This window comes from Vibrio palustris, assembly GCF_024346995.1.
Lineage (GTDB): Bacteria > Pseudomonadota > Gammaproteobacteria > Enterobacterales > Vibrionaceae > Vibrio > Vibrio palustris.
Window position 1 is genome coordinate 2,489,304 of record NZ_AP024887.1, and the last position, 24,924, is coordinate 2,514,227.

6 protein-coding genes, 6 tRNA genes and 6 rRNA genes are annotated in these 24,924 nt (G+C 46.8%); 2 read left to right on the forward strand and 16 right to left on the reverse strand.

Annotated features, from left to right (window positions below; genetic code table 11):
* The first annotated feature begins 19 nt into the window (after positions 1-19).
* Positions 20-1,021, forward strand: coding sequence for an adenosine deaminase (gene add / locus OCU30_RS11640; RefSeq protein ID WP_077315199.1), 1,002 nt, complete (start codon positions 20-22; stop codon positions 1,019-1,021).
* A 249-nt stretch (positions 1,022-1,270) separates the two neighbouring features.
* Here add and OCU30_RS11645 read toward each other — a convergent pair.
* The 12 genes from OCU30_RS11645 to OCU30_RS11700 form a co-directional block, all read right to left on the reverse strand.
* Positions 1,271-1,347: transfer RNA gene (locus OCU30_RS11645), tRNA-Asp, on the reverse strand.
* A 50-nt stretch (positions 1,348-1,397) separates the two neighbouring features.
* A 5S ribosomal RNA gene (rrf, locus tag OCU30_RS11650) occupies positions 1,398-1,513 on the reverse strand.
* A 130-nt stretch (positions 1,514-1,643) separates the two neighbouring features.
* A 23S ribosomal RNA gene (locus OCU30_RS11655) occupies positions 1,644-4,537 on the reverse strand.
* Between the two features lie 322 nt (positions 4,538-4,859).
* Positions 4,860-4,935 (reverse strand) — tRNA-Ala (locus tag OCU30_RS11660).
* A 44-nt stretch (positions 4,936-4,979) separates the two neighbouring features.
* Positions 4,980-5,056, reverse strand: a tRNA-Ile gene (locus OCU30_RS11665).
* Between the two features lie 69 nt (positions 5,057-5,125).
* A 16S ribosomal RNA gene (locus tag OCU30_RS11670) occupies positions 5,126-6,666 on the reverse strand.
* A 372-nt stretch (positions 6,667-7,038) separates the two neighbouring features.
* Positions 7,039-7,154: ribosomal RNA gene (rrf, locus tag OCU30_RS11675) — 5S ribosomal RNA — on the reverse strand.
* 128 nt (positions 7,155-7,282) lie between these two features.
* Positions 7,283-10,176, reverse strand: a 23S ribosomal RNA gene (locus OCU30_RS11680).
* A gap of 370 nt (positions 10,177-10,546) precedes the next feature.
* Positions 10,547-10,622: transfer RNA gene (locus OCU30_RS11685), tRNA-Val, on the reverse strand.
* Between the two features lie 27 nt (positions 10,623-10,649).
* Positions 10,650-10,725, reverse strand: a tRNA-Lys gene (locus OCU30_RS11690).
* Positions 10,726-10,727: 2 nt separating this feature from the next.
* A tRNA-Glu gene (locus OCU30_RS11695) sits at positions 10,728-10,803 on the reverse strand.
* Between the two features lie 73 nt (positions 10,804-10,876).
* A 16S ribosomal RNA gene (locus tag OCU30_RS11700) occupies positions 10,877-12,417 on the reverse strand.
* Together the 16S, 23S and 5S rRNA genes with 6 tRNA genes alongside form the textbook arrangement of a ribosomal RNA operon.
* A gap of 627 nt (positions 12,418-13,044) precedes the next feature.
* Here OCU30_RS11700 and OCU30_RS11705 point away from each other — a divergent pair.
* On the forward strand, positions 13,045-13,506 hold the full coding sequence (locus OCU30_RS11705) for an RNA recognition motif domain-containing protein (RefSeq protein WP_077315524.1): 462 nt from the start codon (positions 13,045-13,047) through the stop codon (positions 13,504-13,506).
* Here the strand turns inward: OCU30_RS11705 and murI are convergent.
* From murI to OCU30_RS11725, 4 genes are all read right to left on the reverse strand, one after another.
* Complete coding sequence (murI, locus tag OCU30_RS11710) at positions 13,472-14,278, reverse strand: glutamate racemase (protein ID WP_077315523.1); 807 nt, start codon at positions 14,276-14,278, stop codon at positions 13,472-13,474. The two genes, OCU30_RS11705 and murI, sit on opposite strands and share 35 nt — an antisense overlap.
* A gap of 100 nt (positions 14,279-14,378) precedes the next feature.
* Positions 14,379-16,205: a TonB-dependent vitamin B12 receptor gene (btuB, locus tag OCU30_RS11715; RefSeq protein WP_077315522.1), complete on the reverse strand. Its 1,827-nt coding sequence runs from the start codon at positions 16,203-16,205 to the stop codon at positions 14,379-14,381.
* A gap of 273 nt (positions 16,206-16,478) precedes the next feature.
* Positions 16,479-17,759, reverse strand: coding sequence for an enterobactin transporter EntS (entS, locus tag OCU30_RS11720; protein WP_077315521.1), 1,281 nt, complete (start codon positions 17,757-17,759; stop codon positions 16,479-16,481).
* A gap of 65 nt (positions 17,760-17,824) precedes the next feature.
* Positions 17,825-24,907, reverse strand: a complete 7,083-nt coding sequence (locus OCU30_RS11725) for a non-ribosomal peptide synthetase (RefSeq protein WP_077315520.1) — start codon at positions 24,905-24,907, stop codon at positions 17,825-17,827.
* Between the last annotated feature and the right edge of the window lie 17 nt (positions 24,908-24,924).

Below are 24,924 nucleotides of genomic sequence, written 5' to 3' on the forward strand. Positions count from 1 at the left end.
TTCGACTAGGAAACCACTCATGATCAGTAAAGACCTTCCTTTAACGGATATCCACCGTCATTTAGATGGTAATATTCGTACCAGTACGATTCTCGAACTTGGCCAGCAATTTAATCTGGATCTTCCTGCCAATACTGTTGATGCGCTGACTCCATTTGTCCAAGTAGTAGAAAACGAACCATCTCTCATGGCTTTTCTGTCAAAACTAGATTGGGGAGTAAAGGTTCTTGGTAACCTAGATGCATGCCGTCGAGTCGCCTATGAGAATGTTGAAGACTTACTGCGTGCTAATATCGATTATGCAGAGCTACGCTTTTCTCCTTATTACATGGCGCTAGAGCACAACTTACCATTAGAAGGGGTTGTAGAAGCGGTAATTGATGGTGTTCAAGCTGGTATTCGTGATTTTGATGTCCAAGCCAACCTTATTGGTATTATGAGCCGCACCTTTGGCACACAGGCGTGCTTAAAAGAACTTAACTCCATACTGGCATACCAAAACCACTTTGTCGCTGTCGACCTTGCTGGAGACGAATTAGGCCAACCAGGCAATCAATTTGTTGAACACTTCAAGAAAGTGCGTAATTCCGGCTTGCAGGTGACAACACATGCTGGCGAAGCAGCAGGCGCAGAAAGCATCTGGCAAGCGATTAATGACTTAGGAGCAACGCGTATTGGTCATGGTGTTAAAGCAGTAGAAGATACCAGCCTACTTGAATACTTGGCCACACATAGTATTGGTATTGAGTCATGCTTAACCTCGAATATCCAAACCAGCACCATAGCTTCTCTTGAAAGTCACCCGATAACAACATTCTTAAATAGCGGGATCATGGCAAGTCTCAATACTGATGATCCAGCCGTCGAGGGTATTGAGCTGGAATATGAATATACCGTAGCTGCGGCTCAAGCGGGTCTTAATCAAACGCAACTACGTCAATTGCAAATGAATGGTTTAGCGATGAGTTTTCTATCTGACTCAGAGAAAAAAGAACTGACTGATAAAGTGTTACAACGATAAACTATTAGACATACAAATCGATAAAAAAACCCAGCTCTGTAAGCTGGGTTTTTTTAATCCCTAATATCTTGATAGTGACATTACATTGCTCTCATCTTGCAGTAACCACTCGTTATAAAAAAGTGAAGGCTGCTCATCATAAGGGCATTACTGATATGACTGCAGTAATACTGAGCCACTAGAGACAAGATAGAAAAGTTATAGACGAAAAAAAAGCCTCGTTCATAAGAACGAGGCTTTAAAACTTAATGGCGGAACGGACGGGATTCGAACCCGCGACCCCCGGCGTGACAGGCCGGTATTCTAACCAGCTGAACTACCGCTCCGCAAACTGGTTTTTCCATAACGCTGCACGCAGCACTATGTCTAAATTCAAGCCTGGCGATGACCTACTCTCACATGGGGAAACCCCACACTACCATCGGCGCTATTTCGTTTCACTTCTGAGTTCGGCATGGGATCAGGTGGGTCCAAAATGCTATGGTCGCCAAGCAAATTCTTTCTGTTATCGCCCAAAGGGCCATAACAATAATCTGGAAAGCTGTTTTTGTGGCTATAAAAAGCCGTTCTCACACACTCAAGTACTCATATTGAGTCCGTTACAAAACCTTTTTGGTGTTGTATGGTTAAGCCTCACGGGCGATTAGTACAGGTTAGCTCAACGCCTCACAACGCTTACACACCCTGCCTATCAACGTTCTAGTCTCGAACAACCCTTTAGGACGCTTAAAGCGCCAGGGAGAACTCATCTCAAGGCTCGCTTCCCGCTTAGATGCTTTCAGCGGTTATCGATCCCGAACTTAGCTACCGGGCAATGCGTCTGGCGACACAACCCGAACACCAGAGGTTCGTCCACTCCGGTCCTCTCGTACTAGGAGCAGCCCCTTTCAATTCTCCAACGCCCACGGCAGATAGGGACCGAACTGTCTCACGACGTTCTAAACCCAGCTCGCGTACCACTTTAAATGGCGAACAGCCATACCCTTGGGACCGACTTCAGCCCCAGGATGTGATGAGCCGACATCGAGGTGCCAAACACCGCCGTCGATATGAACTCTTGGGCGGTATCAGCCTGTTATCCCCGGAGTACCTTTTATCCGTTGAGCGATGGCCCTTCCATTCAGAACCACCGGATCACTATGACCTGCTTTCGCACCTGCTCGAATTGTCATTCTCGCAGTTAAGCGGGCTTATGCCATTGCACTAACCTCACGATGTCCAACCGTGATTAGCCCACCTTCGTGCTCCTCCGTTACTCTTTGGGAGGAGACCGCCCCAGTCAAACTACCCACCAGGCACTGTCCTCATTCCCGATAAGGGAACCAAGTTAGAACATCAAAACTACAAGGGTGGTATTTCAAGGACGGCTCCATGCAAACTAGCGTCTGCATATCAAAGCCTCCCACCTATCCTACACATGTAGGTTCAATGTTCAGTGCCAAGCTGTAGTAAAGGTTCACGGGGTCTTTCCGTCTAGCCGCGGGTACACTGCATCTTCACAGCGATTTCAATTTCACTGAGTCTCGGGTGGAGACAGCGTGGCCATCATTACGCCATTCGTGCAGGTCGGAACTTACCCGACAAGGAATTTCGCTACCTTAGGACCGTTATAGTTACGGCCGCCGTTTACCGGGGCTTCGATCAAGAGCGTCGACCGAAGTCTAACCCCATCAATTAACCTTCCGGCACCGGGCAGGCGTCACACCGTATACGTCATCTTACGATTTTGCACAGTGCTGTGTTTTTAATAAACAGTTGCAGCCACCTGGTATCTGCGACTCTTTTCGGCTCCAAGAGCAAGTCTTTTCACCTATATAGAGCGTACCTTCTCCCGAAGTTACGGTACCATTTTGCCTAGTTCCTTCACCCGAGTTCTCTCAAGCGCCTTGGTATTCTCTACCCGACCACCTGTGTCGGTTTGGGGTACGATTCCTTACAATCTGAAGCTTAGAGGCTTTTCCTGGAAGCATGGCATCAATGACTTCACACCCTTGGGTGCTCGACGTCGTGTCTCGACCTAATGAGTATCCGGATTTACCTAAATACTCAGCCTACGCACTTGAACCTGGACAACCATCGCCAGGCCCACCTAGCCTTCTCCGTCCCCCCATCGCAATTGTAAGAAGTACGGGAATATTAACCCGTTTCCCATCGACTACGCTTTTCAGCCTCGCCTTAGGGGTCGACTTACCCTGCCCCGATTAACGTTGGACAGGAACCCTTGGTCTTCCGGCGTGGGGGTTTTTCACCCCCATTATCGTTACTCATGTCAGCATTCGCACTTCTGATACCTCCAGCAGACTTCTCAATCCACCTTCAACGGCTTACAGAACGCTCCCCTACCCAACATTCCAAAAGGAATATTGCCGCAGCTTCGGTTTATTACTTAGCCCCGTTACATCTTCCGCGCAGGCCGACTCGACTAGTGAGCTATTACGCTTTCTTTAAATGATGGCTGCTTCTAAGCCAACATCCTAGCTGTCTGAGCCTTCCCACATCGTTTCCCACTTAGTAATAATTTGGGACCTTAGCTGGCGGTCTGGGTTGTTTCCCTCTCCACGACGGACGTTAGCACCCGCCGTGTGTCTCCCGGATAGTACTTACTGGTATTCGGAGTTTGCAAAGAGTTGGTAAGTCGGGATGACCCCCTAGTCTTAACAGTGCTCTACCCCCAGTAGTATTCGTCCGAGGCGCTACCTAAATAGCTTTCGGGGAGAACCAGCTATCTCCGAGTTTGATTGGCCTTTCACCCCTAGCCACAAGTCATCCGCTAATTTTTCAACATTAGTCGGTTCGGTCCTCCAATTGATGTTACTCAATCTTCAACCTGCCCATGGCTAGATCACTCGGTTTCGGGTCTATATCCAGAGACTGTGCGCCCAGTTAAGACTCGCTTTCGCTACGGCTCCCCTAAACGGTTAACCTTGCCACTGAATATAAGTCGCTGACCCATTATACAAAAGGTACGCAGTCACCCCACAAAGGAGGCTCCTACTGCTTGTACGTACACGGTTTCAGGTTCTATTTCACTCCCCTCACAGGGGTTCTTTTCGCCTTTCCCTCACGGTACTGGTTCACTATCGGTCAGTCAGGAGTATTTAGCCTTGGAGGATGGTCCCCCCATATTCAGACAGGATATCACGTGTCCCGCCTTACTCGATTTCACCTTAAATGCGTTGCCGGTTACGGGGCTATCACCCTGTATCGCGTGCCTTTCCAGACACTTCACCTGACGCATAAAAAGCTTAAGGGCTAATCCGGTTTCGCTCGCCGCTACTTCCAGAATCTCGGTTGATTTCTTTTCCTCGGGGTACTTAGATGTTTCAGTTCTCCCGGTTCGCCTCGTTACGCTATGTATTCACGCAACGATAACTGCTTATGCAGTTGGGTTTCCCCATTCGGAAATCGTAGACTCAAGTGGCTTTTACTGCCTCATCTACGCTTATCGCAAGTTAATACGTCCTTCATCGCCTCTGACTGCCAAGGCATCCACCGTGTACGCTTAGTCACTTAACCATACAACCCAAAAAAGTTTTGGATTGATGAACAAAGTCACCAAGGTTTGTCTGCATTTTTATACATGTTGCAGACTCGATATTGCCGGACTCAATTTTGAATACACACTCTATAAAAGAGTATGATTTTCCAAGAACACTTGAATGTGTTTGGTGTTTGTTGGTATCAAACGATACAACAAACATTGAGAACTTTTACAAATAATTCATATTTATCGCTAAATACGATTATTTTGTCAGCTTTCCAAATTGTTAAAGAGCAATGTGTATCTTTTTACAAAGACACCATTTTTAAGAACACTGCACACCAATGTGCTTAAAGATGGTGGAGCTATGCGGGATCGAACCGCAGACCTCCTGCGTGCAAGGCAGGCGCTCTCCCAGCTGAGCTATAGCCCCATCTTGGTCAATTTCATTTTCAAACAAACGCATGAAGCAGAAATTGGTGGGTCTGAGTGGACTTGAACCACCGACCTCCCGCTTATCAGGCGAGCGCTCTAACCAGCTGAGCTACAGACCCACTAAGGTGCTCTTAACTTTCTAAACCATATCAATCTGTGTGAACACTCATCGCAATAATCATTCGTATTAAGGAGGTGATCCAGCGCCAGGTTCCCCTAGCGCTACCTTGTTACGACTTCACCCCAGTCATGAACCACAAAGTGGCAAGCGTCCCCCCGAAGGTTAAACTACCTGCTTCTTTTGCAGCCCACTCCCATGGTGTGACGGGCGGTGTGTACAAGGCCCGGGAACGTATTCACCGTGACATTCTGATTCACGATTACTAGCGATTCCGACTTCATGGAGTCGAGTTGCAGACTCCAATCCGGACTACGACGCACTTTTTGGGATTCGCTCACTTTCGCAAGTTGGCAACCCTCTGTATGCGCCATTGTAGCACGTGTGTAGCCCTACTCGTAAGGGCCATGATGACTTGACGTCGTCCCCACCTTCCTCCGGTTTATCACCGGCAGTCTCCCTGAAGTTCCCACCATTACGTGCTGGCAATCAAGGATAAGGGTTGCGCTCGTTACGGGACTTAACCCAACATTTCACAACACGAGCTGACGACAGCCATGCAGCACCTGTCTCAGAGTTCCCGAAGGCACCAATCCATCTCTGGAAAGTTCTCTGGATGTCAAGAGTAGGTAAGGTTCTTCGCGTTGCATCGAATTAAACCACATGCTCCACCGCTTGTGCGGGCCCCCGTCAATTCATTTGAGTTTTAATCTTGCGACCGTACTCCCCAGGCGGTCTACTTAACGCGTTAGCTCCGAAAGCCACGGCTCAAGGCCACAACCTTCAAGTAGACATCGTTTACGGCGTGGACTACCAGGGTATCTAATCCTGTTTGCTCCCCACGCTTTCGCATCTGAGTGTCAGTATCTGTCCAGGGGGCCGCCTTCGCCACTGGTATTCCTTCAGATCTCTACGCATTTCACCGCTACACCTGAAATTCTACCCCCCTCTACAGTACTCTAGCCTGCCAGTTTCAAATGCAATTCCGAGGTTAAGCCTCGGGCTTTCACATCTGACTTAACAGACCACCTGCATGCGCTTTACGCCCAGTAATTCCGATTAACGCTCGCACCCTCCGTATTACCGCGGCTGCTGGCACGGAGTTAGCCGGTGCTTCTTCTGCAGCTAACGTCAAGAATAACGTCTATTCAACGTTACCCCTTCCTCACTGCTGAAAGTACTTTACAACCCGAAGGCCTTCTTCATACACGCGGCATGGCTGCATCAGGCTTGCGCCCATTGTGCAATATTCCCCACTGCTGCCTCCCGTAGGAGTTTGGGCCGTGTCTCAGTCCCAATGTGGCTGATCATCCTCTCAGACCAGCTAGAGATCGTCGCCTTGGTGAGCTCTTACCTCACCAACAAGCTAATCTCACCTGGGCATATCTTGACGCGAGAGGCCCGAAGGTCCCCCTCTTTGGCCCGAAGGCGTTATGCGGTATTAGCCATCGTTTCCAATGGTTATCCCCCACATCAAGGCAATTTCCCAGGCATTACTCACCCGTCCGCCGCTCGTCATCTTCTAGCAAGCTAGAAATGTTACCGCTCGACTTGCATGTGTTAGGCCTGCCGCCAGCGTTCAATCTGAGCCATGATCAAACTCTTCAATTAAAGTTTTTTCGGCTCAATGAATACTGACTTCAAAACTAATATTTGTTTAAAAACAAACATATAATCTTAAAGCTATTATCATTCCAACAGAATGATAATGAATTGACTGTGCCAAGATTAACTCAGTTAATCTCGATTGGTCACTCAGTTCATTGAAACCAATTTTGTTTCCGAAGAAACTATTGATTATCATCAACGAGTGCCCACACAGATTGATAGGTTTAAATTATTAAAGAGCTTGGCTTTCTGTACCGAAGTACTTAAGCGAGGTGCGTATAGTACGCGTTACACTTTGAAAGTCAACATAAAATTCTAAAAATTTAAAACTTTATGGTGACTTGCTTGATTTTTCATCAAGCAAGCGATATTAAAGCCTGGCGATGACCTACTCTCACATGGGGAAACCCCACACTACCATCGGCGCTATTTCGTTTCACTTCTGAGTTCGGCATGGGATCAGGTGGGTCCAAAATGCTATGGTCGCCAAGCAAATTCTTTCTGTTATCGCCCAAAGGCCATAACAATAATCTGGAAAGCTGTTTTTGTGGCTATAAAAGCCGTTCTCACACACTCAAGTACTCATATTGAGTCCGTTACAAAACCTTTTTGGTGTTGTATGGTTAAGCCTCACGGGCGATTAGTACAGGTTAGCTCAACGCCTCACAACGCTTACACACCCTGCCTATCAACGTTCTAGTCTCGAACAACCCTTTAGGACGCTTAAAGCGCCAGGGAGAACTCATCTCAAGGCTCGCTTCCCGCTTAGATGCTTTCAGCGGTTATCGATCCCGAACTTAGCTACCGGGCAATGCGTCTGGCGACACAACCCGAACACCAGAGGTTCGTCCACTCCGGTCCTCTCGTACTAGGAGCAGCCCCTTTCAATTCTCCAACGCCCACGGCAGATAGGGACCGAACTGTCTCACGACGTTCTAAACCCAGCTCGCGTACCACTTTAAATGGCGAACAGCCATACCCTTGGGACCGACTTCAGCCCCAGGATGTGATGAGCCGACATCGAGGTGCCAAACACCGCCGTCGATATGAACTCTTGGGCGGTATCAGCCTGTTATCCCCGGAGTACCTTTTATCCGTTGAGCGATGGCCCTTCCATTCAGAACCACCGGATCACTATGACCTGCTTTCGCACCTGCTCGAATTGTCATTCTCGCAGTTAAGCGGGCTTATGCCATTGCACTAACCTCACGATGTCCAACCGTGATTAGCCCACCTTCGTGCTCCTCCGTTACTCTTTGGGAGGAGACCGCCCCAGTCAAACTACCCACCAGGCACTGTCCTCATTCCCGATAAGGGAACCAAGTTAGAACATCAAAACTACAAGGGTGGTATTTCAAGGACGGCTCCATGCAAACTAGCGTCTGCATATCAAAGCCTCCCACCTATCCTACACATGTAGGTTCAATGTTCAGTGCCAAGCTGTAGTAAAGGTTCACGGGGTCTTTCCGTCTAGCCGCGGGTACACTGCATCTTCACAGCGATTTCAATTTCACTGAGTCTCGGGTGGAGACAGCGTGGCCATCATTACGCCATTCGTGCAGGTCGGAACTTACCCGACAAGGAATTTCGCTACCTTAGGACCGTTATAGTTACGGCCGCCGTTTACCGGGGCTTCGATCAAGAGCGTCGACCGAAGTCTAACCCCATCAATTAACCTTCCGGCACCGGGCAGGCGTCACACCGTATACGTCATCTTACGATTTTGCACAGTGCTGTGTTTTTAATAAACAGTTGCAGCCACCTGGTATCTGCGACTCTTTTCGGCTCCAAGAGCAAGTCTTTTCACCTATATAGAGCGTACCTTCTCCCGAAGTTACGGTACCATTTTGCCTAGTTCCTTCACCCGAGTTCTCTCAAGCGCCTTGGTATTCTCTACCCGACCACCTGTGTCGGTTTGGGGTACGATTCCTTACAATCTGAAGCTTAGAGGCTTTTCCTGGAAGCATGGCATCAATGACTTCACACCCTTGGGTGCTCGACGTCGTGTCTCGACCTAATGAGTATCCGGATTTACCTAAATACTCAGCCTACGCACTTGAACCTGGACAACCATCGCCAGGCCCACCTAGCCTTCTCCGTCCCCCCATCGCAATTGTAAGAAGTACGGGAATATTAACCCGTTTCCCATCGACTACGCTTTTCAGCCTCGCCTTAGGGGTCGACTTACCCTGCCCCGATTAACGTTGGACAGGAACCCTTGGTCTTCCGGCGTGGGGGTTTTTCACCCCCATTATCGTTACTCATGTCAGCATTCGCACTTCTGATACCTCCAGCAGACTTCTCAATCCACCTTCAACGGCTTACAGAACGCTCCCCTACCCAACATTCCAAAAGGAATATTGCCGCAGCTTCGGTTTATTACTTAGCCCCGTTACATCTTCCGCGCAGGCCGACTCGACTAGTGAGCTATTACGCTTTCTTTAAATGATGGCTGCTTCTAAGCCAACATCCTAGCTGTCTGAGCCTTCCCACATCGTTTCCCACTTAGTAATAATTTGGGACCTTAGCTGGCGGTCTGGGTTGTTTCCCTCTCCACGACGGACGTTAGCACCCGCCGTGTGTCTCCCGGATAGTACTTACTGGTATTCGGAGTTTGCAAAGAGTTGGTAAGTCGGGATGACCCCCTAGTCTTAACAGTGCTCTACCCCCAGTAGTATTCGTCCGAGGCGCTACCTAAATAGCTTTCGGGGAGAACCAGCTATCTCCGAGTTTGATTGGCCTTTCACCCCTAGCCACAAGTCATCCGCTAATTTTTCAACATTAGTCGGTTCGGTCCTCCAATTGATGTTACTCAATCTTCAACCTGCCCATGGCTAGATCACTCGGTTTCGGGTCTATATCCAGAGACTGTGCGCCCAGTTAAGACTCGCTTTCGCTACGGCTCCCCTAAACGGTTAACCTTGCCACTGAATATAAGTCGCTGACCCATTATACAAAAGGTACGCAGTCACCCCATAAAAGAGGCTCCTACTGCTTGTACGTACACGGTTTCAGGTTCTATTTCACTCCCCTCACAGGGGTTCTTTTCGCCTTTCCCTCACGGTACTGGTTCACTATCGGTCAGTCAGGAGTATTTAGCCTTGGAGGATGGTCCCCCCATATTCAGACAGGATATCACGTGTCCCGCCTTACTCGATTTCACCTTAAATACGTTGCCGGTTACGGGGCTATCACCCTGTATCGCGTGCCTTTCCAGACACTTCACCTGACGCATAAAAAGCTTAAGGGCTAATCCGGTTTCGCTCGCCGCTACTTCCAGAATCTCGGTTGATTTCTTTTCCTCGGGGTACTTAGATGTTTCAGTTCTCCCGGTTCGCCTCGTTACGCTATGTATTCACGCAACGATAACTGCTTATGCAGTTGGGTTTCCCCATTCGGAAATCGTAGACTCGAGTGGCTTTTACTGCCTCATCTACGCTTATCGCAAGTTAATACGTCCTTCATCGCCTCTGACTGCCAAGGCATCCACCGTGTACGCTTAGTCACTTAACCATACAACCCAAAAAAGTTTTGGATTGATGAACAAAGTCACCAAGGTTTGTCTGCATTTTTATACATGTTGCAGACTCGATATTGCCGGACTCAATTTTGAATACACACTCTATTAATAGAGTATGATTTTCCAAGAACACTTGAATGTGTTTGGTGTTTGTTGGTATCAAGCGATACAACAAACATTGAGAACTTTTACAAATAATTCATATTTATCGCTAAATACGATTATTTTGTCAGCTTTCCAAATTGTTAAAGAGCAGAGTATTTTCTTATAAAATACACTTTCTAAAGATTTTCAGCGTCACAAATTCCAACCACGCACGTTTCGGTAGTGGTTTGGAAGAAAGATCCAAAAATATTTAGAGAGTGGTGGGCGATACCGGGTTCGAACCAGTGACCCCCTGCTTGTAAGGCAGGTGCTCTCCCAACTGAGCTAATCGCCCATTGTATTTTAATTCCCATGGAAGGAATGGTGGGTCGTGCAGGATTCGAACCTGCGACCAATTGATTAAAAGTCAACTGCTCTACCAACTGAGCTAACGACCCAATGGTATCCCGTAGGGGAGTCGAACCCCTGTTACCGCCGTGAAAGGGCGGTGTCCTAGGCCTCTAGACGAACGGGACACTAAGATACTCTTTTGCTTTGTCTAAACCATATCAATCTGTGTGAACACTCATCGCAATAATCATTTCGTATTAAGGAGGTGATCCAGCGCCAGGTTCCCCTAGCGCTACCTTGTTACGACTTCACCCCAGTCATGAACCACAAAGTGGCAAGCGTCCCCCCGAAGGTTAAACTACCTGCTTCTTTTGCAGCCCACTCCCATGGTGTGACGGGCGGTGTGTACAAGGCCCGGGAACGTATTCACCGTGACATTCTGATTCACGATTACTAGCGATTCCGACTTCATGGAGTCGAGTTGCAGACTCCAATCCGGACTACGACGCACTTTTTGGGATTCGCTCACTTTCGCAAGTTGGCAACCCTCTGTATGCGCCATTGTAGCACGTGTGTAGCCCTACTCGTAAGGGCCATGATGACTTGACGTCGTCCCCACCTTCCTCCGGTTTATCACCGGCAGTCTCCCTGAAGTTCCCACCATTACGTGCTGGCAATCAAGGATAAGGGTTGCGCTCGTTACGGGACTTAACCCAACATTTCACAACACGAGCTGACGACAGCCATGCAGCACCTGTCTCAGAGTTCCCGAAGGCACCAATCCATCTCTGGAAAGTTCTCTGGATGTCAAGAGTAGGTAAGGTTCTTCGCGTTGCATCGAATTAAACCACATGCTCCACCGCTTGTGCGGGCCCCCGTCAATTCATTTGAGTTTTAATCTTGCGACCGTACTCCCCAGGCGGTCTACTTAACGCGTTAGCTCCGAAAGCCACGGCTCAAGGCCACAACCTTCAAGTAGACATCGTTTACGGCGTGGACTACCAGGGTATCTAATCCTGTTTGCTCCCCACGCTTTCGCATCTGAGTGTCAGTATCTGTCCAGGGGGCCGCCTTCGCCACTGGTATTCCTTCAGATCTCTACGCATTTCACCGCTACACCTGAAATTCTACCCCCCTCTACAGTACTCTAGCCTGCCAGTTTCAAATGCAATTCCGAGGTTAAGCCTCGGGCTTTCACATCTGACTTAACAGACCACCTGCATGCGCTTTACGCCCAGTAATTCCGATTAACGCTCGCACCCTCCGTATTACCGCGGCTGCTGGCACGGAGTTAGCCGGTGCTTCTTCTGCAGCTAACGTCAAGAATAACGTCTATTCAACGTTACCCCTTCCTCACTGCTGAAAGTACTTTACAACCCGAAGGCCTTCTTCATACACGCGGCATGGCTGCATCAGGCTTGCGCCCATTGTGCAATATTCCCCACTGCTGCCTCCCGTAGGAGTTTGGGCCGTGTCTCAGTCCCAATGTGGCTGATCATCCTCTCAGACCAGCTAGAGATCGTCGCCTTGGTGAGCTCTTACCTCACCAACAAGCTAATCTCACCTGGGCATATCTTGACGCGAGAGGCCCGAAGGTCCCCCTCTTTGGCCCGAAGGCATTATGCGGTATTAGCCATCGTTTCCAATGGTTATCCCCCACATCAAGGCAATTTCCCAGGCATTACTCACCCGTCCGCCGCTCGTCATCTTCTAGCAAGCTAGAAATGTTACCGCTCGACTTGCATGTGTTAGGCCTGCCGCCAGCGTTCAATCTGAGCCATGATCAAACTCTTCAATTAAAGTTTTTTCGGCTCAATGAATACTGACTTCAAAACTAATATTTGTTAAAAACAAACATGTAATCTTAAAGCTATTATCATTCCAACAGAATGATAATGAATTGACTGTGCCAAGACTAACCGAAGTTAATCTCGATTGGTCACTCAGTTCATTGAAACCAATTTTGTTTCCGAAGAAACTATTGATTATCATCAACGAGTGCCCACACAGATTGATAGGTTTAAATTGTTAAAGAGCTTTTCCTTAGCTTCGAACTGCATAAAGCGTCGTTGCTAGGGGTGCGTATAATACGCTTTAATTTGTTTGAGTCAAGAGTTTATTTAAACTTTTTTCTCAAGCCCGATTACTTAGTTTCCTAAGCCACTTCGTAATATTCGTCTTACTCTGTGTCGGTGAGGCGGCATTATAGGGAGACTAGAAATTATGACAAGTGTTTTTTCGCTTTTTTATTTTGTTCGCTCAAAAAGGCATCAAAGCAATAAATTACGAATAAAATATGAACATTTGAAGGTAGTCACAGCAATCTATTGGAAAAATCCCAAGCATGTACGTACTATTCATATATCTATTTTGTGAATAGTAGATATTTTCCCTTATTGTTTTCTTCAGAATAAGTAGTATTCGATATGAACTTTACTAAAGATATATTAATTACCGTAGTTTTAGCACTGATAGGCGCAATCCTTTTTTCTCAGGTTTCCGTGTCGCCCGCAATCAGTTTCCTTATTGGTGTCGTATTAACCGCGTTGGTGTTTACGTGGACGAAAAAGACACCGGCTCCTCAACATGAAGAACCTACTAGTGACAACATGTCCACGACTACTCTTTATGTGGGGAACTTGCCTTATAAAGCGAATGAAACCAATGTGCGCGATTTATTTGCAGAACATGGTGATGTCTTCGCTGTACGATTAATGAAAGATAAGCGTACTGGCAAAAGACGCGGCTTTGGTTTTGTCGTTATGTCTTCTGCTAGTGCCGACCAAACCATTAATGCGCTTAATGAAGCTGACTACATGCAGCGTACTTTAAAAGTACGAGTAGCCAACGATCCTAAACATCCCTCCGGAACGGACAGTTTTGAATAACGCCAAATCCTAACTTGTCTAGTTCTACGTTCAGTGCCATTTCTTCCCAGGGAATGGTACTGGACATTATTTTATGTTTCTCGCGCTTGCCTTTATATATCCGACCAATGTCTAGCATTAACAACTGCGCAACTCGCCTCGCAATAGCCTTTCCAGAATCTACTAGTAAAACCTCTTTACCTAATACCGTCTGAATTTCATCTTTTATTAAAGGGAAATGTGTACACCCAAGAACAGCAACATCAATTTTTTGGCGCAGTGGTGCAAGAATGCAATTCAATTCTTGTAAGTCAATGGTATAACCTCGTAGCTTTGCTTCTGCCATATCGACCAACCGTGTTGAGCCTAATAATTCAACGGGTTGATGCGGCGAAAAGTCTTGTATTAAGTCATGGGTATACTGCCTAGTTACTGTTGCTGGCGTTGCTATCAAACCCACGGCTAAGTTTGAAAGTAATGATGCAGGTTTAATAGCAGGAACGACTCCGACAACAGGTATAGAAAGTTCAGCACGTAAAGAAGGTAAAACAATAGTGCTAGCGGTATTACACGCAATCACGACTAAGTCGATCGATTCTTTTACAACAGCTGATACGACAATGCTGGTCACTCGCGAAATTAATACGTCCTGCTCAAGCTCTCCGTATGGGTATGCTTCATTATCGAAGGTATACACTATCGATAATTGTGGTAAATGCTCTACGATGGCTTGATATACAGACAGCCCACCTACACCAGAATCAAAAATCAGTACTTTGGGTCGAGTCGTCACAAATTATTCTCACTAGAAAAAACGCATTAATGATACTCGCTCTTTTTTCTGCTGCAACGGTCAAAATACGATAAAAAAACCGCCCGAAGGCGGTTAATAGTTAAAATTGATAACCCATATTCATATAGTAGGCCCGTTCAGCCGCTGGATAACCTGCGGCCGTGGCGTATTCCTTATCAAGTAAGTTAGCAATGCGTCCACTCAGCGTCACCTTCTTTGTCACGTAGTAATTAATCGACGTATTCACTAAGGCGTAACTGGCTAAATCAACATGAGCGGTAGAAGTTGGCCGACGACTAAACCACATATAACTCACGACCCAATCGATATCATCAAAGTGAGTAGTAGTATTCCACTTATAAATTTGTCGAGATCGGCGCACCAATTGTTTGCCATCTTTATCTTTGGGCGATTTAATATCAGCACTCAGCTGATGATCGACAATTCCAGTCCGAAAGTTGGCTTCTACTTCGATCCCTTTAATATGCGATTGCCCATTAATATTTTTGGACACATAAGTGCTGGGATCATAGCTTAGTAGATTGGTTATCTTATTATCGTAACCAGTCACCGACCAATAGACATCATAAACACGCCCATAGACACCTAATTCATAGCTTTTCGATGTTTCCGGCGTTAAACCTTCATTACCATAAGTTGGGTCATACAACTCATATAAGTTTGGCGCTTTAATGCCAGTGCCATATGAGGCTCGTAGCGCCAACTCAGGAATAAAGCGATAGCCTGCCGCGATATTGTAAGTCTCGTCTTGACCAAACGCTTCGTTATCATCAATGCGTCCGCTGGCTTGTAAGCGTAATTGATCAATGTCGGATGTCACTAGTGCATATACCGCGGTGTTATCACGCGTGTACTCGCGATTGGTTTGCAAGTTTTTATAACCTGACTGACGCCAATCAACTCCACCAGCGAGGGTGAGTCCCTGATTCACTTCAAAGCTATTCGACCACTTGGCGACGCTTTGCGTGACGCGATCTTTGGTGGCACCAGACGATGCCTTACCAAGCTTTTGTTGATAATCCCACTGCTTTTGCTGCTGATAATTAAACTGCAATAACGAGCGATATTGCTGGCCATTGAATGCTCCCCCCAATGTCCAAGACTGATCTTCTTTCTCGGCTTCCATATATTGACGCGAACCAAATGAAGAGTCGTATTGGTAGGTGTTTTTAAACAACCGGCCATTCGCAAACAGTGAGAGTTGTTCGGTCACATCATGGGTATACCCTACTAAGCCATTATTACTTTTAAAACCATGTTTATCGCCATCATTAATGCCAGGCACAGGATGAACGTTATAGCCATCATCGGCCTCATGGCTCACTGCCATATTCAATTGACCATTCTCAGACGTCGCGACTCCCGTCGAACCGCCAATTTGTTTGTAGTCCAAACTGCCTAAACCAACATTGACTTTGGTTATCTGCTGACGCGAACGCGCCACCGTTATGATATTGATGACGCCACCGATGGCCTCAGAGCCATAGAGAGAGGCCTTAGCCCCGCGCACGTACTCAATATGATCAACGTAATTCAGCGGTATTTGATTAAAATCCACCGCCCCTTTCGCAGAGCGAGCTAAACGCACACCATCCATCAGGACTAACACTTGTGATGGTCCTGTTCCGCGCACATAGAGGCTCGCTAGTTGCCCTCGCCCACCATTTTGCGAGATTTGCACTCCCGTTAAACGGCACAGCACATCCGGTAAACTTTTCGCTTGTGACTGCTCAATGTCTCTGCGGGTAATCACATCGATATTAGCAAGAGCCGTACGCTCTTGTTGAGGAAAGCGATTCGCCGTCACTATTACCGTATCCATGCTCGTAGGCGTAAGTTTGGCATGACTAGGAACTGACGCACATAATAATGCAGCCACTGAACATACCAGTAATGACTTATTCATTTAATTAAACCATTTAATAATCAGAAAAATATTCGTTTGAAATACTATACATTGACAGTGACGATACCCGAAGTGGGTTGTTATTAAATATCAATATAAAGATAAGAGTTAGGCATAATGAACACTCACAAGTGAAGTGCTACTTAAGCGATAAGATTGGTGAACAGGTTAATAATGCCGTTATTACACGTTCAAACTTTAGACAAGATAGCAATAGCTTGCGAGTCATCGAAGGAGATTGCAATCAGGCACATGGCCTGATTGCGTGTTATGTTAAGCGGTCACTGTGGATTTATCTTCTTTGTTCTCTTCTGGCATTAAGTCTGGATCAAATAATCGAGCCTGACGCAATGACTTAAAGCCTACCGCCATCACGGTTCCAAGACCCAGTGCTCCTAACCCAAATATCATGGCAGAGGCAACAGGAGCGAAGACTTTCCCTAGCGCCCCCATACCAAGAGCGCCAATGGAGTCTCCTGTCACGTCCTGCGCGGTCCACAAGCTACTTACTCGGCCAAGTAAATGATTTGGAGTATGACCTTGTACTAAAGAATACTGAATGATCGATGTGACCGAGCCTAAATAACCATAAATGACTAAAACGAAGAGTAATAATAAATAATGAGCGGCCAGTCCAATGGCAGTAATACAGAGAAATGTCCCCAGCGTACTCAGTATCATTACCCAGCCGGGTTTACGCGTTGTTTGTAACCAACCGGACGTCAACGCTCCCACCATCGCGCCTAAAGGCATCGCTGCATACATCAGTCCAGCATCAGCTGCGGTACCACCGAATGTCACTAACGCTAACGCTGGGAAAATAACTTTTACCGCTGTGGCGAGGGTTTCCAGCGTACCTAACGCGACGACACTCCCCACTAATCGATGATTAAACAAAAAACTAACGCCTTCACCTAATGCTTGTAATGGTGATTCATTACGTGGATGTTCTGCTCTCATACTCGGTAACTGAAGCAACGGAATAAGCGTGGCTAACGTTCCCAAGGCGGCAAGGCCATAGTTCCAGCTCACCTCTCCAGCCGCAATAACAAAGCCACCGATTGCTGGAGATAACACCATGCCCATGCGTACGGTCAGCATACTTAACGCCGCGGCGGACGGAACATTTTCTCTACCAACAATCACCGGCATGCACGCCATTAGCGCCGTCATGCCGAGTGCCCCAAAGAATCCATCCCATGCCGATAATAGGTACAGAGCCACTAAAGAAGGCGAAGCCACAACACTATTGAGTGCTAAAGCGACAAATCCTAAACCACAAGTCCCGCGCGCAAAAATAATCAGCTTTTTTCTATCATAACGATCGGCTAGCACGCCACCGAGCAGTAAGCCAATGAACATGCCAATCCCATCTAACGCCATAATCACGCCCACTTGCAGCGTCGACCCGGTTAATAAATGGACCTGTACTGGCACCGCAACCGTCATCATACCTAACCCCAGCACTGACACCAGACGAGCGATAAATACCATTCTAAAATCACGGTTTTGTCTAAGTAGAGAGAAATCTACTAAAAAGGAAGGTTTTTTCATAATTTCATTAATCTTATCATTAAAAGCGGACCAACATCCCCAAGAGGACGCTGGTCCACTTTGTTTTAGTCAAGGGTTGGACAGCAAGAGAGCAACTTATTAAGACGAGGGCCGACTTTGCTCAATGATGCAGGCGCTAAAATATCCTGATGACGGCAATCCATATAATGCTCGGTTAGCTCACCAACAAAAGGCGCCCAAACCGTCTTAATGTCAAAATCTGGTAACGTTTTATTCGCCACAAAAAGATGAACAGGCCCAGAGTACGTTGGCGTGGAAGCCCTCATCATCACGGCCACTGCATCCTCGTAGTTCGCTTCTATGTCACGCAACATGTCAGCCCGCTCGCGGTTCATATCACTATCCATCGGATAAGCATTATTCGCATTCATAAAGAGCGCTTTCTCTTGTTCGATTTCTTCTACATCGAGTGGCGCATTCCAGTCCTGCACTTCGGTTGGATAGGTATCAAATAGAGCAATAAAAGCGACGTGTTCTCCCAGAGCTTCTAACTTTGCTGCCAGTGTATGTACAACGTTACCGCCGAAGGAGTACCCCATTAGATGATAGGGACCAGAAGGCTGAATTCGCCGTAGCTGCTCGAAATACCGTTCACACGCCGATGCCATATCATCACAGTCGGCAATTGGACCGTTTTCCCGCGGGGACTGTAAGCCAATGATAGGAAATGAACCCTGTAAATATTTTTGTAGGCCTGTGTACTGCCATGCAAATCCAGACGCGGGATTAATACAGAACAAGGGAGCTCCCTTACCTTGGCGAATGGGTAACACTAGTTCATGACCGGCTCTTGCGTGTGCGGCCTTTTCATGCGTGAGTGTTTTAGCCAAACCAGCAACTGTTGGCGCTATCATGATGTCCCCCACACCGATAGATACGTTGAGCGTTTGACGAATGTCAGCCGCTAAGCGCATACATAGTAAGGAATGACCACCTAAAGCAAAAAAGTCATCATTTGCCAAGACCGAGGGCTGCTCAAGGATGGCACAAAACAATTTCGCGAGTTGACATTCCAACGCGGTTTCTGGCTGTCGGCCATGCTTAGCTCCGCTAACCGAAGGAAGTGGCAAGGCTTTACGATCCAACTTGCCATTAACACTCAATGGAAACTCGTCCAAAACCACGATCGCAACAGGAATCATATGTGCAGGCAGCTGAGTCTTCATGATGTCTCTTAGATCCGAGCCATCCACATCAGAGGACGAAGTGATTATATAGCCAACCAACTGACGGTTATCCGCCCCTTCCATCGTAGTGGAATCAACGAATGACTTCGCACACACGATCGCCTGCTTGACACCAGGAAGCTCACTCAGACAGTGTTCAATCTCGCCCAACTCAATTCGCTGTCCGCGAATTTTAAGCTGATCATCGTTACGCCCAAGATAATCAATTTTGCCTGATGGCAACCAACGTACAATATCTCCTGTCCGATATAGGCGTTGCCCATTACCACTCGGATCGGCAATAAATCGATCAGCAGTCAAAGCATGGCGATTGAGGTACCCCATTGCTAACTGTTGACCAGCCAAATACAGCTCCCCAGGAATTCCAATAGGAACATCACGTAAACAATTATCTAACACTCGCAGTTGAGTATTCCAAACCGGAAGTCCTATCGGAACGCCATTACCGTCCCCCTCGGTTAACGAAGGACCAAAAGCTGGGCAGTACGTGACATCAACCGCCGCTTCCGTCGGGCCATACAAGTTATGTAACGGCGCCGATAGATATTGACCATAGAGTTGTGATAACTCTTTCGTTAGCGCTTCACCGCTACAAAATACTCTTTTTAGGCTCTCGGCCACAGGTTCACCGGCCACCACTCGACTTTTCACATAGGCCATAAATGCCGCCAGCATCGATGGAACAAAATGCAGTGTTGTGATTTGATAATCTTCGATCAACGATAATAACGCATCAGGATCTTTATGTGATTCTGGCGGAGCCATCATCAATTGCGCCCCCTGAATCAATGGCCAGAAAAACTCCCATACTGAGACATCAAAGCTACAGGGCGTTTTCTGCAACACCACATCATTTTTGTTCAGTGGATACTCATGCTGCATCCATAATAAGCGATTAACGATGGCTTGATGGGACACCAATACGCCCTTAGGACGACCAGTAGACCCTGAGGTATAAATGATATATGCACCTTGCTCTGGCTTAACGTCGGCATCCATCGCAAGCTGTGGTTGACCGACCTCATCATAGAGATCATCAAACACAATCACCTGCGTATAAGGGGCGTAGAGCTCGCGATAATCAGAAGTTGTAATAATGACCGTTGGCTTGGCATCCTCAACCATATCAAGTAGACGCTCCGTTGGATAAGTCACATCCAAAGGTAAGTACACTGCGCCAACGTCTAGAACACTATTGAGCGCGATACTGAGTTTAACGCTGCGCGGTAACGCCACTGCCACAATATCACCACCACACACACCATCGTAGTGCAATTGCTGAGCAAGTAGAGAGACCTGATGTCTCACTTCACGGTAAGTCAGTCGGTGCTCAATATCACATAATGCCACGGCATTTGGGGTTTGTTTGGCTTGGGCTCTCATTAAATCGCGAAGTGTCGTATGCGGTACTTCTGTATGCGTATGATTCACGTGAAACAATTGATTGGCATCGCGCTCTGTCAACAATGGATATTGGCATAGGGCACGATGAGGAGCTTCAACGACCGCCTTTAATAAGGTTTCCAGTTGCTCAGCCAAACGATGTGGATCATATTTTTGATGGCGATACGCCACTAATATCTCAAGTTGTTCACCGGGAACAACAAAAACAGTCAGTGGGAAATGGGTATAACCACGGTTATCAAGACCGACTAAACGTAACCCAGCATGCTGCCTCTCAAACCAATGCTCGGTATTCGGATAATTTTCTACTGATAGCATGGTATCAAATAGTGTCTCTCCGCCAGCGATTTGTTGAATGTCACTTAACCCCAGGACATCGTTCTCTAATAACTGGATTTGCTGGCTCTGCACTTCTACCAATTGTTTTATTAACGACACATGTGGCTTAAGATTGAGCCGAATGGGGATAGTGTTTGTAAATAACCCGATATGCTCATCAACGCCTTCAATATGGGTAAATCGGCCGGAGATGGGGGTTCCGAATACCACCTCTTCTTTTCCTGTCATAAGACCAAGCAAGACTCCCCATACTCCTTGCATCAGGGAGTTTAATGTTAAGCCTTCACGCCGACATAATTGGTTAATACGCTCTGTTAATTGCCGGTCCAGCTTGACTGGCACTTCCTTAATCGGCTGAAGGTTAACTTCACCATCATAAGCCAAGGTCGGCGTCACCCCGTTAAGCTGTGTGTGCCATAATTGACGTGCAGGCTCTTTCTCACGAGCAGCAAGCTGATTCACAACTTGAGCATAACTGGTTTGTAACACCTTGTGTATTCGGCCTTCACGATACGCTGCAAAGAAGTCATTCATCAATATCGGCGTTGACCACCCATCCACAATTAAGTGGTGCATGGAAATAATGACCGTATGCTGATTGTCGTGATGATGTACCACGCAAGCATAGAGTAAGGGGATATCTGGATTATTTATCTCAAAGAATCGGGCCGCTTCGCTTGTCTCAATCTCGACTAACTGCGCAGATTGTTCCGCATCAGCTAAGCCATTAAGACTGACTTGATGTATCGGCCAAAGCGTTGTAATCCCTGCTGGTAATTGAGGTATCACTTGCACCGACTCGCCCAAAATATCACTATCAAACCTAGCCCATAACTGAGTATGTTTACGAATGATGCAATCTAAAGCATGCTGAAAGCGCTGCACATCAAACTCACCGACCAATGTCATCTGCGTGGTAGAGTTATAATTATTGCCTGCATCTTTTAATTGAGATTGAAAGGCCAGCCCTTGTTGTAAGGGTAATGTGGGAAGAATCGTATCTATGTCGCCATAACGCTCGACAAAACGTGACATATTATCCACGGAAAGTGACGAAAAATGATCCGCGTGTTCGCGGCTTGTCTCTACGACACTCGCCTCTGGATAAATCGTTTCCGCAATGGTTTTTAATGTGCCATGCTCAAAAATATCTTTCGCTTTAAGGACTAACCCCGCTTTTCTTAACTGGGTCGTTATCGCCATTGCGGAAATACTGTCTCCGCCCAGCGCGAAAAAATCGTCTTCCACGACAACATCTTGTAACCCTAACTGAATTTGTACGACATCGCATAAAGCAATTTCATTGTCAGTCACAGGTTGCGAACCGACATGCGTGCTCTGTTGACGCTCTATGATGGGAAGTGATTTCTTATCTATTTTTCCATTCACATTCAGCGGAAATGCATCAAGAATACACAGCGCAGACGGTACCATGTAATCGGGCACCCTTTTTCCTAACTGATGTAGTAGTTCCTTTTCGCGGGTACCGTCGCCGCATGATGTTAATGTGCAGTATGCTACTAACCGATTGTCTGAATAAGACTTTTCAGTTATCACCACGGCATTCGCCACCTGAGGTAGCCCATGAAGCGCTTTCTCTACCTCCCCTAACTCAATACGATAACCACGAACTTTAACCTGATCATCACTACGTCCAACATAAGCCAATTGCCCTGTTTCATACCAACGGACCAAATCCCCAGTGCGATACATTCGTTCACCAGGAATAAATGGGTTGGCAACAAAACGCTCAGCAGTCATGGCGCGCTCATTAAGATAACCTTGCGCACACCCAGCGCCACTGACGTACAACTCACCAAGGACTCCGACCGGAACAGGCTCAAGCAACTCATTAAGCACATAAACCTCAGTATTCGTGATAGGCCGCCCAATGACAGGGGAAGCATCATCAGAAAATGAGGCACTGAGAGCATCCACCGTATATTCAGTTGGCCCATAGAAATTCTGGACGTTTAATCCTGGGTACTGGCGAACTCGCTCCCATAACGATGACGGAATGGCTTCACTTCCTACCATGACATAAACCGGCGAGTGCGGCTGATCCATAAGCCCAGCATCAAGCATTTGTGTGAATAATGAAGGAGATAAATCCAACGCATCAATTTCATCTTGGCTAATACGTTGATTGAGCTCAAACGCATCGCGTCTCACCTCATCATCATAAATCACCAACGTTTGTCCCCATATCATCCATAAAATCTGCTCCCACGCCGCATCAAACACAAAGGCCGTAGTATGAGCGGCACGAATCGGAGCGACAGAATGCAGCAGTAAGTCGGAGAAACTATAGTGTTTGTGATGCTCGGCAAGGTTAGCTAATGAGCCATGGGTAATCATGACACCTTTGGGCTTTCCTGTTGAGCCAGAGGTAAACAGAATATAGGCCGTTGACGATGCTTCTGGTAATGGTGCATCAAACGGCTCATGGCCACTATGAGATAGCTCGTGAATATCCCATTGTGGCATTTTAATATCGAGCCTATTTCGATACTCAACTAAACAGGCCTTAGGACAAGACTGGGCTTGAATCGCCCGAATACGCTCTTGAGGGTAATTGACACCTATCGGTAAATACACGGCACCAACACGCATCACTGCCAGCATGGTAATTATCACTTGCTCACTACGTTCAAGCGCCACGCATAGCGTGTCTCCTTTCACAACGCCCTGCTGTGTTAATCCTGCAGCTAATGATGAAACTTTTTGATTCAATTGCTTAAATGTCAGGCTCTGATTTTGAAAGATGACGGCAGTTCGATTTGGATACTGTGTTACTTGCTCAGCAAAGATAGAGACTATTGATGAAAACCGCATAGACTGCACTGGGCCACTGCCATGAGCCGTAATAAGCGACTTTGTTGCTTCATCCTTCCAGACAATATTTTTTAGTGCGCACTCAGGCTGACTTAACCATTGCTGAGTAAAATCGTTAAATTGTTGTGCGTATAACGCCAATTGTTGTTCAGTATATAAATTCGCGTTCGCGGATAACTCAAGGCTGCACTGATCGCTTTTTATAACAGGCGAAAATTCAATATCGTCTATCGGTCCTGTGGCAATCACATGAGTCTGCGCCGCTACATGATCAAAACTCAATGCATCATCAAATAATTTTAAATTGAGAACAGGACCGTACAATGGGCTAGTGACCTGACCAATATCGCGTTTAATCTGCTCAACTTCGTACTGTTGATGCCGTTTAACCTGCCTGAGTTCTTTTTTGAGCGCTCTAACAATATCCGGCAAAGTGAGATCCGCGGTAATCGTCAGCGAGACTGGCAATACATTGACGACTGGGCCAGTCGCATTTAACGCCACATAACCCAAACGACGCATAAAGGGGAAACCAAGGGTTATCTGAGTACGATTTGTTTGCTGAGCCAGATACGCAAAAACCAAAGCCATGGCGGTTTCAGAGGGGAGTAAATTATCCTCAATGGGAGCCAGCAGATGCTCAGTTAACGGAACAACATGGCGAATAACCCCGGAAGATGTGTCCATACGCTCTCGATAACTTAAACGTAGCGGCGCTTCCAGAGCCTTTACGTATTCTAACCAAAAAGCCTTATCCTGCTGATACTTTTCAGAATTTTTATAAATCTGATACTCATCAATCACTTTTTTAAAAGAGATAAACGGCGTTGGCTCATGAGAGTTACCATGCATTAAACTGTGATAAATCTTGGCGATACGTTGCGTAAGTGCAGTAAAACTGAACCCATCAACCGCAATATGATGATAGCGCTGATACCAATACCAACGAGGCTGTTGGTCAGTCCCCACTTGAATTAAACAATGCCGAAAAAGCGGTGTGTCAGGTTGTTCAATATCAACCGCGCGAGCACACTCGCTTTTCATCCATTCTAGAGCAGATTCAAGAGGATCCGCACTCTGAGAAAAATCATATTGCTCAACAAATTGACTCACCACCTGAGTATCACAAAGTGTCTGATACCAATGACCTTGTTCCTCAATATATCGGCTATGTAGAGTATCTGCTTCCGACACCCCCAACTCAATCGCTGTCGTTAAAACATCAATATCAACCTTTCCTTGAATATCAATGTAATGTGCAACGTTAAACTCGTTCTTTATTTCGGATAGCTGGTCGGCAAACAAAATACCGAGTTGCGGCCCAACTAACGGAAACAGGCTATCACTGACAGACTGAGACATATTTTCTTCCTTTTTTG